The sequence below is a fragment of the Myroides odoratimimus genome (assembly GCF_001485415.1).
Lineage (GTDB): Bacteria > Bacteroidota > Bacteroidia > Flavobacteriales > Flavobacteriaceae > Flavobacterium > Flavobacterium odoratimimum.
Genome location: NZ_BCMQ01000020.1, coordinates 43,767 through 60,147 on the forward strand (window position 1 = coordinate 43,767; position 16,381 = coordinate 60,147).

Here is a 16,381-nt window from a genome sequence, read left to right on the forward strand (position 1 = left end):
TTCTTATATTTCCTTTCTCACGTTTAATTCTCTAGGAGGAACTTTAAATGGTACTAGATTTGATTTTAAAACAATTCTCTGTCCTTTATATCCAGCGATATAAGAAGCATATCCAACACCCAAACCAGACTTCCCTTGAATATCTACCACATAAAGATCCCTAATTAATGGATAGGTACCTTCCGCGATATTATTTTGTGATGGCTTATAATACTTACCATCCTTAACATTCTTAACTGATAGTACTTTTAATTGAGCTAGTTTCTCTTCTAATTCTACAGTTGGCTGAGTAAGCCAATTCAATCCAATAACACCTATCGCATCAGAATTCTTACTAACATAATCAATCACACTTTCAGTATCACCACCAAAGTATGCATAGTCCTTCGCGAACTCTTTTACATTAGCCTTTTCTTTGAAAGTTGAAACTATACTAGAGTTAACATTATCAAATACAAGTATATGATTACCTCTTTGTTCAGAATTAGGTTTTTGCAAATTACTTAACACCTGCTCATAATCAATAATACTGTCATTAAAAACCTTACTTGTTACAAAAACTATTGCATCTGTTGCAAAATGAGTCATCTTAGGTTTTACTCTACCTTTAAAGTGTTCAACTTCTTTATCTGTAAGTTTACGAGGTAATACAGCTACACGAATAGAATCATTCATTAGCATATTCAATACTTCACCTTCTGATTTTCTAACCAAATCAACCTTTACTCTGTTATACTCATACATAAATATTTCATTCACTTCATTCGCTATTGGATAAACTGATTCATCAACAAGAATACGTGTATAACCAGAAACTGGTGTTTCATCTAATGCTTTATAATCTATCTCAACATTACTTTGAGTAGATTGTACTTCTTTCTTTTTACACTGTATGAAAACAACTGAAAATGCAGTAAAAGCCAAAACATAGCTTAAAACTCTAAAACTTCTTTTTATCATTTAATAAGTAGTATCTAAAAAATCTTATTCCATAAAGATAGAAAAAACAAATAACTTCCATTGTTAAGATTTGAACAAAAAAGAAAGCCGCTAAAAGCGGCTTCATATTTTAAGAATCATTCTTGATTCCAAAGTCTTATAAATCTAAATACTCCATACACAATTAATAGTCCTCCAAAAAGCATTCTATGTGTGTATTCAAGGGCTATAGGCATATTATCCCAAAACAAAAACATGCAACCTAATCCTAAATAAAGTAAAAAGAAGCATAGTCCGAAAACAAACAGAAATCGCTGTACTAGCGATTTCTGTTGAAATTTATTTTTAAACATACCTATTGTACTTGGATAGTAATTGGTAATGTAAATTGTGATCTAACACTTCTATTGTTTTGAATAGCAGGTTTCCATTTTGGCATAGATTTAAGTACACGTACTGCTTCTTTACCAGCACCGTAACCTGGGTCACGAGCAACTTTAATATCTGTTAATGAACCATCTATCTCAACAATAAACTGAACGATAACCTGGATTCTCTTCACTCCTGAGTCGATATCTGGTGTTCTGAATCTACTGATAAATTGCTTGTTGAAAGCTGCCATACCACCAGGATATTCTGCTCTAACTTGTACTGCTACGAATACCTTATTAGGGTCTCCATCTCCAGATACTTCTTGCTTTTTATCTTTATCAGCTTCACCTGTACCTTCTCCCGTTTTGATTTCTCCTTTTTCCTTATCCCCTTTAGCATCTTTCACTCCAGGATCTGCATCCTTAAGATCTTCTTGAGTAGTTAACTTTTCTGTTACTTCCTCTTTCTTCGCTACTTCTGGTTCAACGAATTTTTTAGTATCATTCACGTTCTTCACTTCCTCTACTGGTGGTGGAGGTGGTGGTGGAACATCTTCTGGTGGTGGAGGTAATTCCTCTACCGGCGGTGGAAGATCGATCTCTTTAATTTCTAAAGGCACATCGTATTTCTCCACATTTTTAACTCCAAAAGTACCTTTTGCCATGTCTATCAACATTGGAGAAGCTATTGCTATTCCAAAAAGAGCCATACCAGCAAACAAAGCTACTGTAGTAACCTTTGGGTTTTCTGATCTTAATTGATAAGCTCCGTAAGATTTGTTACGTCCTTCGAAAACAATATCAATCCAATCTTTTTTAAAGATATTTAATTTTGACATTTCTTTTATTATTTAGACGTTAACTATTTCTCACCTAAGAACTCTAAATCCTTATCAGAGATATCAACGATAGCATAAGTTTTAGTACCTGTAATTGCCATTTCGTCTAAGATATCTACTAGATTACGATAATTTGATTTCTCACTAGCTTTGATAATTACAATTAAGCCATCTTCAGGATTTTGAGAATAAGCCAAAGCTTTTTTGGTATTCTCCATAATTACTTTTCTTATCCCGTTTTGACCGTATGAACTATCTGTAGGTCCCACTAATGGTTCATGAGGCATTCCCATATACCATTTTATTTTATTATCCGCACCGATTAAGACAGTCATCGTACGATTCTCATCTACTTTCGTTTTATCTTCTTTCTTTGCTTCTTCAGACTTGTCTGGCATAGCTAAGTTCATCGACTGCGGTTTATTCATTGATGTAGTCAACATAAAGAAAGTAATCAATAAGAAAGCAAGATCCACCATCGCAGTTAAATCCACTCCAGCATTCTGCTTTTTACTTCTTACTTTTTTATCCTTGTCGCCTCCACCTGTATTTAATTCAGCCATTTACAGTTTGTTTAATGATTAAAAATCCTCATTTCTTAGACCTGTCACCAAGTAGAATTTGTTTAGACGTTGCTCCTGCATAACATCCATAACACTTTTCACTTTTGGATAGTTTACAGTTGCATCTGCTTTGATCGCTACTTCAAGAACTTTATTGTTCAAGTCTTTAGCTACAACACGAGCTGTCTGAACCCAATCCTTTAATTGGTTATTTACAGAATCTGTAGGAATCCCAGGTTGGTTTGAAGTAACTTTATTTCTAACATCTGGCGGAAGATTTAAGAAACTTTTCAAATCTTGCATTGGTGTACCAACACCTTCTAAGAATGAAAAAGTCTTTTTCTCTTCATCATTAAATTCTATATTGTAGCGCTCTCCCATTTTTTCAAGAGTTGCGATACGATCCTCTCTACCTAAAACCCCAAAGAAAACCTTTTCTGATCCTTCTTCACCTCCGATAGTAACTGTAGCTAAATTAACCTCTGGTAATTTAGTTTGTACTGTTGAAGATGGAGTATCCACAGGTAATGGTTCTGGCATTTTAGCAGTAGAAGTCAATACGAAGAAAGTCAAAAGTAGGAATGACACGTCACACATTGCGGTCATATCCACTCTCATACTTTTCTTTTTCATTTTACCTTTTGCCATTGATAGTGTTTTTTATAAACTAAACCTGTATTGATTCTAAGTCTACACAGGCTTAGTATTATTATTATTTACTTATTCTAATTACTTTACTAAACCTTTGAATCTTCTGTAAGATTGAGTAATAGCAAATCCTGCTTCGTCAATTGAATAAGTTAATCTATCAATTTTAGTTGTAAATGAGTTATACATAACAATAGCTAATGTAGAAGTACCAATACCTGTTGCAGTACATACTAACGCCTCAGAAATACCTGTTGCTAATGCTGCTGAGTCAGGAGTACCAGAAGTTGCTAAAGCTGAGAACGCTTTAATCATCCCTGTTACTGTACCTAATAATCCTACTAACGTACCAATAGATACTAATGTAGCTAATACGATCATGTTTCTTTCTAACATTGGCATCTCTAATGTAGTAGCCTCTTCGATTTCTTTTTGAATTGCTTCAGTAGCTTCTTCGCTATTGAATCCTTCTTTTTTCATTTCTTCATACTTGATTAATCCAGCCTTTACTACGTTAGCTACTGACCCTTGTTGAGCGTCACATGCATCCATAGCCTCGCTGATTCTTCCAGCATTGATGTTTCCTTGTAAGTCTTGTACGAATTTACCTACGTTACCTTTTCCTGATGCTTTAGAAATTACAAAGAATCTCTCTATTGAGAAAACTACAGTCATTGTTAATAATCCAATTAACGCCGCTACTACAATTCCTCCTTTATAAACCATTCCCATGAAGTTTCCTGGTAGTGGATGTCCGTTTTCTGGATCACCGTTTTCAAAGTTAGCTGGGTTACCCATTACAAATTTCCAGATAATGTAACCAAATACAATACAAAATACTACTGCTAGTGATGCAATTACTCTGCTTGCTCCTGAACTAGATCCTTTTTTCTCAACTGATTCGTTTGATACTTTTGTCATCTTTTTAAAAATTTAATTCTTTTTTTTTCAATTATTACTTATTACTTATTTTCTCTTTTAAAACTAATGAGAGTCGCAAATTTATGTTTTTAGATCAAATAAAAAAATTTATAATGATTTTTTTCAACTCTTTCTTTCTTGATTTAACACAGAGGAAATTTAACACCCCGTATTAAAAGGAAATGTTAAGCTAAGGTAAAGATAACAACTCTAAATGAAATAAACTAAAGCATTTTTTACATTACCTTCAAATTTAACATTTCAAATTTATATATAATTTATTTTGCGAATACATTATCTTTGTTAAAGTTTAAAGATGTTTTTTACAAAATGACAACTATGAATAAAGAAAACTTCAGCACTAATCTCCAACAAGGCTATTCTTTTAAAGGAGATTATATTACTATAGGTGCAGCAAAATTAGAAGGTGAGATTCTAGCCGATCACTTTATCAATATTCCACTCAAAACCATTAATAGACATGGACTTATAGCGGGGGCAACGGGTACTGGTAAAACCAAAACAATACAAGTATTATCTGAACAACTTTCTGCTAAAGGTATACCTGTTTTAATGATGGACATTAAAGGTGACTTTAGTGGTATAGCGATGAGTGGTGTAGAAAATGACTTTATAAAAGACAGACATTCTAGGATGAACTTGCCTTTTACCCCTTCTGGATTCCCTGTGGAGCTATTATCAATTTCGCAACAAAATGGCGTAAGACTTAGAGCTACCATAACTGAATTTGGTCCAATCTTATTCAGTAGAATACTAGATTTAAATGAAACTCAGTCTGGTATCGTCTCTCTTGTGTTTAAATACTGTGATGACAAACAACTTCCTTTACTTGATTTAAAAGACTTTAAAAAGACACTTCAATACTTAACTAACGAAGGAAAAGAAGAAATAGAAGCAGAATATGGTCGTATTTCTGCAGCTTCAACTGGGGCTATTATTCGAAAGATAATAGAATTAGAACAGCAAGGAGCAGATATATTCTTTGCAGAACCTTCTTTTGATATACAGGATTTAATGCGTATTGACGAGAATGGGTATGGATATGTAAACATTCTTCGTCTAACAGACATACAAGATAAGCCTAAACTTTTCTCTACTTTTATGCTAAACCTACTGGCGCAAGTCTATTCTCAGATGCCAGAACAAGGGGATAGTGGACAACCAGAACTAGTAATCTTCATAGATGAAGCGCACTTAATATTTAACGAAGCAAGTAAAACACTATTAAATCAGATTGAAACCATCGTTAAGTTAATTCGTTCTAAAGGAATAGGAATTTACTTTATCACACAGAATCCTACTGATATTCCGAATGGTGTACTAGCACAACTAGGTCTAAAAATACAACATGCACTACGCGCATTCACAGAAAAAGATCGCAAAGCAATAAAAACTGCTGCAGAAAACTTCCCTTCTACAGAATATTATAAGACGGATGAGATTATTACTTCTATGGGAACAGGAGAAGCTTTAGTAACTGCTCTAAACGAAAAAGGTATCCCCACCCCACTTGCAGTATGTACTATGCGTGCACCTATGAGTAGAATGGATATCTTATCTGATCAAGAAATAAATGACCTCATAACCAAATCTTCTCTTGCTAAAAAGTACAATGAGTATTTTGATAGAGAAAGTGCTTATGAGATACTAACTGCTAAACTAGAGGCTCTAAAACAAGAAGAGCAAAAAGTAAAAGAAACAAAAACAAGTACTACTAAAACACAACAAGGAAATAGTGATGTTACAAAAGGAATTATTAAAGTTGTAACTAGTGCTACTTTTATAAGAGCCGCTTTTGGTATCTTAAATAAAATATTATCTGGAGGAAACTCTAAGGGTAAACGCAAATAAATAAAAAAGGGTATATGCAATTGTATATACCCTTCTTCTTTATATTATAGAAGAGACTTTATCTTATTCATTACTTCATCACTATCCCATTTATCTTCGATATTGTCCATCAACATCACTTGATCCATTATATGAGTTTGCCTATCTCCTTCTGCTAAAGCAGAAACATAGCTTTCTGTACTAAAAGTTACTCTATCATATAAAGGCAACCATAACTCAGGGTATACCTCAGCAAACTTGCCTTCAATTTTCTTACGTAACAAGAACATATCATCTGCTGTATCTTCACTCATCTCCTTAAAATTTCGATAAGACAGTTCTGCTATAGCATCTCCATTAGGTTTTCTTTCTTCTTGATATTTTTTCAAGATACCCAGCCAACTATCATTTTCTCCTTGGCTTATTATTTGGTTAAGAACATACACATCTTCTAATCCAGCATTTAATCCTTGCCCATAAAAAGGCACTACTGCATGCGCGGCATCACCGATAAGAGCGACCTTATCTTCAGATACCCAAGGATAACACTTCATTGTTACCAATGAATTCACTGGGTTCTCTTTAAATTGTTCTAAATAATTTGGTATCAAAGCATCTACATCCTTAAAGTAAGTAGTAAAAAACTGATTTATTTCAGCATCTGAATTGATTGTCTCAAAAGACACATCTCCATCATAAGGCATAAATAATGTGCAAGTAAAAGAACCATCAACATTCGCCAAAGCAATAAACATAAAGTCTTTTCTTGGCCAAATATGAAATGCGTTCTTAGATAACTGATGTTCTCCATTAGGCATTGCTTCTATACGAAGTTCCTTATATCCTAAATGTAGATATGATTGTTGGTACTCAAATCTACTTTGTTTTTGCATTTTAGCTCTAACCCTAGAATACGCTCCATCAGCACCAAAGATCAAATCCGTTCTAATTTCATTCCACTGATCACTTTCTTTTTCTGCTGTATATAGAATTCCTTTTTTCAAATTAACATCCCATATCGGAGTATCAAACTTAAATAATACACCTTCTTTCTCTGCAATAGAAATCAACTCCTTATTTAGTCCTCCTCTGGATATTGCCCATATAGAGTTTCCTTTTATACTATAAGGCTGGTATTTAATATCCCCCTCTTCTGTATGAATTGCTCTTTCGGACATGGGAATACCAAGTTCTCTTACTTCATCTTCTATACCCAATTCTTTTAATATCCTCCATCCTCTATCTGATAAAGCTAGATTAATAGATCTTCCTCTAAAGTCTATATTTCGAATATCCTCACTCTTATCGTATACTGTAACCGTATAGCCTTTCTTTTTTAAGCTGATTGCCAACACTACACCAACCAATCCACTACCAACTATCGAGATATCTTTTACCATTACGCTAACTAATTTATTTTTAACAAATTAAAATACATATCCTTTGATTACTTATATTTTAACTCTAATATTCTCTGTACATTTAAGCAACAACACAACTAACAGATTCCCTATGAAAGATTTAATTTGGATCCTAGTGATACTTCTTTTAACAGGGTGGTATCTCTTTTACATCGTATTTAATATAGAACATATCTTAGTCTCTATATTACTATTTGCTGCTACTATACTTTCTTTGTATAATATATTCTTTTGTGACAAACCTATAAAAAAATAAAGAGTCTCGTGAGACTCTTTATTTTTGTTTATTTCTTAAACTCTATTTTTTGTCCTACTGCTAAGCCTTGTGATTTTGCAAATGCTCCACACATATGGAACAATAATCTAGCCCCTACATTTCCATCCCAATCATCTTCTCCTGGCGCTACCTCTACTAAATCCATTCCTATAATTAACTTATTAGATTCTGATAAACGAGTAATCATATAAGTTGCTTGCTCATAAGTTAATCCTCCTGGTACTGGTGTTCCTGTATTTGGACAATACCAAGCTAATAAAGCATCAATATCAAAACTAATCGCTACTTTCTCAGGTAATGAAGCGATGATTTGATCACATTTATCTTTCCAACTCATTCCTTCAAATTCATCTTTCTTCAAATCTGCATCAGTATGCACCAACACTCTTCCATCTGCTTCTACTACTGTTGCAACTTCTTGTTCACAGAAATCACGAATACCTACTTGCACAATTGTCTTTACTTGAGGTAATTTTAATGTATTGAACATAATAGATGCGTGAGAGTAAGTAAACCCTTCATAAGCATCTCTTAAATCCATATGTGCATCAAAGTGTAAAATACCAAAAGCATCGTGATGTTTTGCTAAAGCATTGTAATATCCAAATGGAGTACTGTGATCTCCTCCTAATAATACTACGCGTTTTCCTTTTGCCATCCAGTAAGATACTTTCTCTTCTACTTCTTTGTGAAATTTATCACATACTGCATTAATTGTATCTAAATCTTTTTGTAATTCTGGTAAGTCTGCAATATTCTCACCATTCTCAAGTGCTTCAATGATTGGCTGAGCCATTTCTTTATATTTTGCACTTTCTACAGCCCAATGTTCTGGAGCCTCATCTATATAGATACCTAGCTTCCATAAATCAGGATATTGTTGGTGTAATAAGTCTACTTGATAAGAGGCTTCTAATATAGCTTCTGGTCCTTCTGATGCTCCTGCTCCGTAACTTACTGTTACTTCCCATGGTGCTGGTACCACTATAATCTCACTCTCCTCAGCTGTAAAAGGTAATCCATATATCGTCGCATCTGCTAATCCTGGCTGAGATGGATCGAAATTATCTATCTTATTTTGTTTAGTTGACATCGTATTTTATTTTTTGCAAATGTAATTTAATTTAAATGATAGACAAATCAGGCAAATTAAATTCTATTAAATAACTATTCATTCCTTATTTTTCTCTACTACACGAATACAGTAATCTATCATACTAATAATCTAAAAAAGACTATCTGCCTTTTTTAGAATCTCTCCGAAACGATATATATCTTCATAAGAAGTATAAAATGGCACTGGTGCTAACCTAACTACATTAGGTTCTCTCCAGTCTACGATTACTCCTTCATTCATTAAATACGAAAACAAATCTTTACCTTTTCCATGAAGAAATACAGAAAGTTGGCTTCCTCTCTCACTTTCTTCCTTAGGCGTAATTAACTCATAATTAGCATTAACAGCTTTAGCTACATCTTCCATTACAAATTCAAGATAAGCAGTAATCTTTCTTTGTTTTGTTATCAAAGCCTCCATACCCACTTCATCGAACATCTCTATAGATGCTAAATAGGGAGCTAAGCTAAGAATAGAAGGATTACTAATTTGCCATCCATGTGCACTCTCTACTGCATCAAATTTTTTCTCCATTAAGAAACGACGTTCTTTATTATGTCCCCACCATCCAGCTAATCTTACTAAATCTTTATCTGTATGGTAACGTTCATGAATGAAACAGCCTGATGCACTACCTGGTCCAGCATTCATATATTTATAACTACACCATGCAGCGAAATCTACATTCCACTCGTGCAACTTCAACTCTATATTACCAGCAGCATGAGCTAAATCCCAACCTACCTTAGCTCCATATTGATGCGCATGGGCTGTGATAGTTTGAATATCGAACACTTGACCTGTATAATAGTTAAGTCCTCCTATTAACACTAAAGCAACCTCTTCTCCTACTTCATCTATCTTTTCTAATATATCCTCTAGTCTAAAGTTATGTTCTCCTGGTCTTTTCTTTAACTCTATAATAGCCTCTTTAGGATCTAGCCCATGTAATCTTACCTGAGACTGTATCAGATATTGATCACTCGGAAATGCTTTTTCCTCACATATAATCTTATACTTACTAGCAGTAGGACGATAAAAAGTAGTCATCAATAAGTGAAGATTAACAGTCAATGTATTCATCACCGTAATTTCTGACGACTTCGCTCCTACTATTCTACTCAATGGTTCACTTAAACGTTCGTGGTAATCCCACCAAGGTTTCTCTGCGTAGAAATGCCCCTCTACTGCTAAAGCCCCCCAATCATTCATAACCTCATTGACATACTCTACAGCTCTTTTGGGTTGTAGTCCCAGCGAATTACCTGTAAAATATATAACCTGTTTTCCATTCACCTCTGGAAAGTTAAACTCATCTCTGTACTTAGCTAAAGGATCTTTTTCATCTAAGCTCTTTGCATAAGCAAGTGTATTTTCAAAACTCATTATATAGGAGTATTTCTGATTAAGTATTAACTGTAAATTTAGTTCTTTTTATACAAATAAGCTCCTAAACATAAGATAAAAGTCCACTCGTGCTATTCATAAAAAAAGCCTTTGAGAATCTCAAAGGCTTTCTAATTTATTCTGATTGATCTATTACAGAATCAACATTGCGTCTCCGTAAGAGTAGAATTTATATTTCTCTTCTACAGCTTCTTTATAAGCTTTCATCATTAAGTCATGTCCACAGAACGCAGAGATCATCATTAATAATGTTGACTTAGGCATGTGGAAGTTAGTCACCATACAATCAGCGATACTGAAATCATAAGGAGGGAAAATAAATTTATTTGTCCATCCCACGAATGGGTTTAACGTTTGACTAGAAGAAACAGAACTTTCTAATGCACGCATACTTGTTGTACCGATAGCACATACTCTATTCTTTCTCTCTTTAGCTGCGTTTACAATATCACAAGCTTCTTGATTCACAAACATCTCTTCTGAATCCATCTTGTGTTTAGATAAATCTTCTACCTCTACTGGGTTGAAAGTACCTAAACCGATATGTAATGTTACATTAGCAAATTCAACACCTTTTATCTCTAAACGTTTTAATAAGTGTTTAGAGAAGTGTAATCCTGCTGTTGGTGCAGCTACAGCTCCTTCTTCAGTAGCATAGATAGTTTGGTAACGCTCAGCATCTTCTGGCACTACTTCACGATTAATGTACTTAGGAATCGGAGTTTCTCCTAATTCTTGTAATTTAAATCTAAACTCTTCGTAAGAACCATCGTATAAGAAACGTAAAGTTCTCCCTCTAGAAGTTGTATTATCAATTACTTCAGCTACTAATGAATCATCATCTCCGAAGTATAATTTATTACCGATACGTATTTTACGAGCTGGGTCTACTAATACATCCCATAAACGTTGTTCAGCATTTAACTCACGTAACAAGAATACTTCAATTCTCGCACCTGTTTTTTCTTTATTACCGTATAAACGTGCAGGAAATACTTTCGTGTTATTTAACACCATCACATCTCCCTCGTCAAAATAGTCAATTAAATCCTTGAATAATTTGTGCTCTATCGTCCCAGTTTTACGATCTACTACCATTAGGCGTGCCTCATCTCTGTTCTCTGCTGGAAACTCTGCCAATAATTCTTCAGGCAAATCAAAATTAAAGTTTGATAACTTCATTGAATATGTGTTTTGTTAGAAAATAATACTAAACTAATTTGGAAAATCTAAGAGTATAGATGTCCAAATTGAGTACAAATATACAACCTCAGAGTAGGGGTTGTCAAGTATTTAGCCATATTTAATTTTACAGCTCTATTTTTTAACAATATTTACACCGATTTCAGCCAAACAATCCCAGTAATTTATAAATGACTTAGTTACAACCTCTGCTTCTAAAATAGTAACCTCTCCTTTCAGAGATAATGGAGCAAAAGCCATAGCCATTCTATGGTCTTGATAAGTTTCAATCTCTATTCCTTCTCTCATCCCTTTAGAAGGGTGAACAACAATAGATTCTTCTGTGATATCAACCACACCACCTAATTTAGTTAGCTCATTCTGTAAAGCCACTAAGCGATCTGTCTCTTTTATTTTTAAAGTATGTAGCCCAGTCATTTCACAACGAATGCCTAAACCAAAACAAGTCACAGCTATAGTCTGTGCCAAATCAGGAGTCTCTATCAAATCTGCTTTAAACTCAAAGTCTGTCTCTCTTACTTTTTCTAATTTTATGGTATAGTCTTCTAAGTATGTAGTCTCTACACCTAGTATAGTATACAGTTGACTTACTTGACTATCTCCTTGTAAGCTATCCTCTTTATAACTCTTCAGTTGCATAGTCGTTCCTATAGGTGACAGTGCTACAAAAGAATAGAAGTAAGAGGCAGATGACCAATCTGATTCTACTGTAAACTGTTCTGTACTAGCCTTGACTAAAGGTTTTACACTAATGATGTTCCCATTAAAAGAGCTCTCCACTCCTAATTGGCTTAATAGCTGTAGAGTCATCTCTATATAAGGACGAGAAGTAATATTACCTACCAAGTGTAATTCTATTCCATTCTTTAACCTAGTCCCTACTAATAATAGTGCTGTGATATACTGACTACTCACATCCGCAGGTAATTCTACCTTACCTCCTATTGCGATTTGGCCTTTTATATGAAGTGGAGGATATCCCTCTTTCTTACTATATGTGATATCAGCCCCTAACTGTCTTAGTGCTTCCACTAGTACACCGATAGGTCTTTCTTGCATACGACTACTCCCTGTCAGAGTAAGCTCACGAGTACTACACAACGAATAATAAGCTGTCAAAAATCGCATAGTAGTCCCCGCGTGATGTATATCTACTACATCACCCGTAGATGCTAATGCACCTTGCATGGCACATACATCATCAGAATCAGATACATTCCCTATCGTTAAAGATGGAAACAACTCTTGCAATATTAATAATCTATTGCTTTCGGATTTACTACCAGAGATAACAAGCGTCTTGTCATGCTCTACTTTACTTTTTAACAGCTTAATATTCACGTATTCTCTATTTTAATTTTTCATTATTGTGGTGACGGTCGTGATCTCTCTTTGTTTTCAAGTCCATCTTTTTATCAAATGCCTCTTGTAGATTCACACCAGTCTGATTCGCTAGACACATCACTACGAATACTACATCTGCTAGCTCCTCACCTAAATCTTTGTTCTTATCACTTTCTTTTTCAGATTGCTCTCCATATCTTCTAGCGATGATACGAGCTACCTCTCCTACTTCTTCTGTAAGCTGAGCCATATTCGTCAATTCGTTAAAATAACGAACACCGTGTTCCTTAATCCAATTATCAACTGCTAACTGTGCATCTTGAATATTCATAATTACTTATTTTTTGTTTTAAAAATTCTTCCTTTTACCCATTTGTCATAAACGAACATCAGTGCGATAAAGATAATATACTTTACCACAAAACTAATTAAACACTGCTCATCACCTGAAAAAGCACAACCGACCTCATCTGTTAAGAACCACGTCATCATCACATAGATAACCGTGAATAAACTAAACTTTACTAAACTATTCATTATTCTTTATTTTGACTATCTATTACGATTGTTACAGGTCCATCATTTAGCAATTCTACTTTCATATCCGCTCCGAATTTACCTGTTTGTATACGTTTACCTAAATCATTTTCTAACTTATCTATAAACTTCTCATACATAGGTATAGCGAAGTCTGGCTTAGACGCCTTAATATAAGAAGGTCTATTTCCTTTTTTCGTAGAAGCATGTAAAGTGAATTGACTTACTAATAATACCTCACCATCTACTTCTTTTACAGACTTATTCATCACTCCATTCTCATCTTCGAAAATACGCAAATTCACAATCTTACCTGATAACCATTCTATATCTAGTTTTGTATCAATATCCTCTACCCCTACTAAAACTAAAAGTCCTTGTCCTATATTACCAACTACACTACCTTCTACAGTCACAGAAGCCTTTGTCACACGCTGGATTACTACTTTCATCTCTTTGTTCTTTTATATTCTATTACTTACAAACTTAAAAACTTTCTAAAGTTCTACCTTCATTTCATTAGATTAATTTCTAACAATAAAGTAGAATCAACTACTTCATAAAATATTATTAGGCAGAAAGCTACTTTTATAATAACTTAGAGGCTATATAATTTGTACACAGAACAATCTTCTAATTTTCCTTATTTTATGAAATTAAAATCCATAATAGCACTTTTTGTTGTTAGTACTTCTATCACATTTGCTCAGACCAAACAAGTCCTTATTGAGAATGTAAGAATCCTAGACCACAAGACTGCAGCCCTTACTGCGCCAATGAATGTCTTAGTCTCTGATCAAAAAATAGAGAAGATAAGCCCTTCTTCTATTTCTGTTAAAGGCAAAGATGTAACTAAAATCAATGGCAATGGAAAAACACTTATGCCAGGATTAATCGATGTACACGTACACATGGTATTCGGAGCTTTGACTATGGAACAAATGATGTCTCCTAATGCAACTCCTGAAAGCTTAATGCAAAATGTAGCTGTAGGAGCGCACAGCATGCTTATGCGCGGTTTCACTAGCGTTAGAGATGCAGGTGGCCCTATATTTCCTTTAAAAGCAGCTATTGATGCAGATAAGACTGCAGGCCCACGTATTTGGCCTTCAGGTGCTACTATTAGTCAGACTGCAGGACACGGAGACTTTAGAACTCCTAATGAGCGCTCTAGACGCTTCTTTGGGAAGCCTTCTCGTGCAGAAGAAATGGGGGCTACATTTATAGCAGATGGCCGTGACGAAGTACTTACTGCTACTAGAGAGAACCTACGCTTCGGTGCTAGTCAAATCAAAGTAATGGCAGGTGGAGGAACCTCTTCTGCTTATGATCCTATCGATGTTACACAATATACTTTTGACGAAATCAAGGCAGCTGTAGATGCAGCGGAAGACTGGGGTACTTATGTGATGGTACACGCTTATACTCCTAGAGCCGTACAACGCGCTATAGAAGCTGGTGTGAAGTCTATCGAACATGGACAAATGCTAGATGAAGAGACTCTAAAGATAATGGCTGAGAAGAACATTTGGTTAAGTCTACAGAACCTAATGGACAACAACGATAATATGGATGCGCAACGCAAAGAAAAACGCAAACCTGTACTAGAAGGACAAGACAAAGTATGGCCATTAGCCAAACAACTAGGAGTAAAACTAGCTTGGGGTACTGACTTCTTATTCGAACCAGAATTAAACAAAGAGCAAAATGACTATATCCTGCGTTTACAAAAATGGTTCACTAATGCTGAAATCCTAAAAATGGTTACTCAAGATAACGGAGAGTTACTTCAGTTATCAGGATTGCGCAGTCCATACCCTGGCAAATTAGGTGTAGTAGAAGAAAATGCTTATGCAGACTTACTACTTGTAGATGGAGATCCTCTAAAAGATTTATCTCTTATAGCTAATCCTGAGAAGAACTTTATCTTAATCATGAAAGGTGGTAAAATCTATAAAAACACCATCAATACGAAGAAATAAGAAGATCATTATACTATAAGAAGACTGCCTAATAAGCAGTCTTTTTTTGTTTTAGTTATAGCCCATTGTTGCCCATTCTAATTTTAACCTCACTAAGGCTATAAAAATTCAATTATCTTTGCGCAGTTATTTTACGACCTACATGACTTACTTCTTTATAATAAATCAGTACTGTAAAATAACAAGGCTACTATCAAGCCTCCTTAAATTAAAATGTAATTCAAAAATATGAGAACAGAAATTTGCTCTTGTGAAGGCTTAGACCCTTTTTGTGATAAATGCTTCGGAACGGGTCATGCTCCTTTATCAACTTCAAAAAAAACTGTAACTAAACAGTCAAGCAAAGTAAAGCCGATTAAAAAAACAAAATCTTACTTGCCTGAGAAAATAGACTCTTTAACTAAAATAGAAATAGATGCACTCGCAATCAAGATTATCTCTACTTTAGACTTAAAGTCTAAAAAACAAATGCAGATTCTTAATTCTATTCCTTTTAGTACATCTACTTTTAGAAGAGATTATAAAGAAAAGTTTATTGACTTAGAAAATATCGAAACTGAAAAACAACAATTGAGAAATGACTTATTTATTATTGATCAAGAAATAGTATCAAAGAACTATAGAAGCCATTTCACATTCAGACATTTCTTATCTGATAAAGACGTTGATGTAACATCTAATCGAGAACTTAAAGGTTTAATTAGAGAATACAAAAAGCTTAAAAAATAAGCTGTTTTCTAAACCAAACAAATATATCTGTACAGTTCACCTACAGCCTCAATTCATGTTGTCGCGGATGCCGTAATCCGTGACATTGATTAGAGGAAACACACAAGGTATTACATCTCTTCCCTCTGTATGAAAACACATACAACAAGCTCTATACTTGTATTATCTCCACTGTCCATAATCTGTATGGGGTGACATAGTTTGGGTGACACACAAGATATTGTGTCTCTAC

16 protein-coding genes are annotated in these 16,381 nt (G+C 34.4%); 3 read left to right on the forward strand and 13 right to left on the reverse strand.

Annotation, left to right across the window (positions count from 1 at the left end):
* Nucleotides 1-3 precede the first annotated feature (3 nt).
* From MODO_RS14635 to MODO_RS14660, 5 genes are all read right to left on the reverse strand, one after another.
* Nucleotides 4-960, reverse strand: coding sequence for a PstS family phosphate ABC transporter substrate-binding protein (locus MODO_RS14635; protein ID WP_006260571.1), 957 nt, complete (start codon nucleotides 958-960; stop codon nucleotides 4-6).
* Between the two features lie 334 nt (nucleotides 961-1,294).
* Nucleotides 1,295-2,149 carry an energy transducer TonB gene (locus MODO_RS14645; protein ID WP_006257209.1) on the reverse strand — a complete coding sequence of 285 codons (855 nt, stop codon included), beginning with the start codon at nucleotides 2,147-2,149 and terminating at the stop codon, nucleotides 1,295-1,297.
* A 23-nt stretch (nucleotides 2,150-2,172) separates the two neighbouring features.
* Nucleotides 2,173-2,712 (reverse strand): ExbD/TolR family protein, encoded by a 540-nt coding sequence (locus MODO_RS14650; RefSeq protein ID WP_006257210.1) that lies wholly within the window; start codon nucleotides 2,710-2,712, stop codon nucleotides 2,173-2,175.
* Nucleotides 2,713-2,730: 18 nt separating this feature from the next.
* The gene (locus MODO_RS14655) at nucleotides 2,731-3,360 is read right to left on the reverse strand and encodes an ExbD/TolR family protein (protein WP_006257211.1); all 630 of its coding nucleotides are present in this window, start codon (nucleotides 3,358-3,360) and stop codon (nucleotides 2,731-2,733) included.
* A gap of 81 nt (nucleotides 3,361-3,441) precedes the next feature.
* Nucleotides 3,442-4,281 (reverse strand): MotA/TolQ/ExbB proton channel family protein, encoded by an 840-nt coding sequence (locus MODO_RS14660; RefSeq protein WP_006257212.1) that lies wholly within the window; start codon nucleotides 4,279-4,281, stop codon nucleotides 3,442-3,444.
* A gap of 339 nt (nucleotides 4,282-4,620) precedes the next feature.
* Here MODO_RS14660 and MODO_RS14665 point away from each other — a divergent pair, with 339 nt between their 5' ends.
* A complete protein-coding gene (locus tag MODO_RS14665; protein ID WP_006260569.1) occupies nucleotides 4,621-6,153 on the forward strand; it encodes a helicase HerA-like domain-containing protein in 1,533 nt (510 codons plus the stop codon).
* A 44-nt stretch (nucleotides 6,154-6,197) separates the two neighbouring features.
* On the opposite strand, the gene MODO_RS14670 is transcribed toward MODO_RS14665, so the two are convergent.
* The 8 genes from MODO_RS14670 to dtd form a co-directional block, all read right to left on the reverse strand.
* Nucleotides 6,198-7,532, reverse strand: coding sequence for an FAD-dependent oxidoreductase (locus tag MODO_RS14670; RefSeq protein WP_006260568.1), 1,335 nt, complete (start codon nucleotides 7,530-7,532; stop codon nucleotides 6,198-6,200).
* Between the two features lie 305 nt (nucleotides 7,533-7,837).
* Nucleotides 7,838-8,923: an agmatinase family protein gene (locus tag MODO_RS14675; RefSeq protein ID WP_006257215.1), complete on the reverse strand. Its 1,086-nt coding sequence runs from the start codon at nucleotides 8,921-8,923 to the stop codon at nucleotides 7,838-7,840.
* A gap of 132 nt (nucleotides 8,924-9,055) precedes the next feature.
* On the reverse strand, nucleotides 9,056-10,333 hold the full coding sequence (gene kynU / locus MODO_RS14680; RefSeq protein WP_006260566.1) for a kynureninase: 1,278 nt from the start codon (nucleotides 10,331-10,333) through the stop codon (nucleotides 9,056-9,058).
* A 153-nt stretch (nucleotides 10,334-10,486) separates the two neighbouring features.
* On the reverse strand, nucleotides 10,487-11,536 hold the full coding sequence (gene queA / locus MODO_RS14685; RefSeq protein ID WP_006257217.1) for a tRNA preQ1(34) S-adenosylmethionine ribosyltransferase-isomerase QueA: 1,050 nt from the start codon (nucleotides 11,534-11,536) through the stop codon (nucleotides 10,487-10,489).
* A 135-nt stretch (nucleotides 11,537-11,671) separates the two neighbouring features.
* Nucleotides 11,672-12,898: a 3-phosphoshikimate 1-carboxyvinyltransferase gene (locus MODO_RS14690; RefSeq protein ID WP_006257218.1), complete on the reverse strand. Its 1,227-nt coding sequence runs from the start codon at nucleotides 12,896-12,898 to the stop codon at nucleotides 11,672-11,674.
* A gap of 7 nt (nucleotides 12,899-12,905) precedes the next feature.
* Entirely contained in the window at nucleotides 12,906-13,232 is a 327-nt protein-coding gene (locus tag MODO_RS14695) for a nucleotide pyrophosphohydrolase (RefSeq protein ID WP_006257219.1), read from the reverse strand.
* A gap of 2 nt (nucleotides 13,233-13,234) precedes the next feature.
* Complete coding sequence (locus MODO_RS14700) at nucleotides 13,235-13,438, reverse strand: hypothetical protein (RefSeq protein ID WP_006257220.1); 204 nt, start codon at nucleotides 13,436-13,438, stop codon at nucleotides 13,235-13,237.
* Nucleotides 13,438-13,890 carry a D-aminoacyl-tRNA deacylase gene (dtd, locus tag MODO_RS14705; RefSeq protein ID WP_006257221.1) on the reverse strand — a complete coding sequence of 151 codons (453 nt, stop codon included), beginning with the start codon at nucleotides 13,888-13,890 and terminating at the stop codon, nucleotides 13,438-13,440. The genes MODO_RS14700 and dtd overlap by 1 nt, the downstream gene beginning before the upstream one ends.
* A gap of 198 nt (nucleotides 13,891-14,088) precedes the next feature.
* Between dtd and MODO_RS14710 the strand changes: the two genes are divergently transcribed.
* Together MODO_RS14710 and MODO_RS14715 are read left to right on the forward strand one after the other, a co-directional pair.
* Nucleotides 14,089-15,420 carry a metal-dependent hydrolase family protein gene (locus tag MODO_RS14710; RefSeq protein ID WP_006266380.1) on the forward strand — a complete coding sequence of 444 codons (1,332 nt, stop codon included), beginning with the start codon at nucleotides 14,089-14,091 and terminating at the stop codon, nucleotides 15,418-15,420.
* A 228-nt stretch (nucleotides 15,421-15,648) separates the two neighbouring features.
* Nucleotides 15,649-16,149 (forward strand): hypothetical protein, encoded by a 501-nt coding sequence (locus tag MODO_RS14715; RefSeq protein WP_006257223.1) that lies wholly within the window; start codon nucleotides 15,649-15,651, stop codon nucleotides 16,147-16,149.
* Nucleotides 16,150-16,381: the final 232 nt, after the last annotated feature.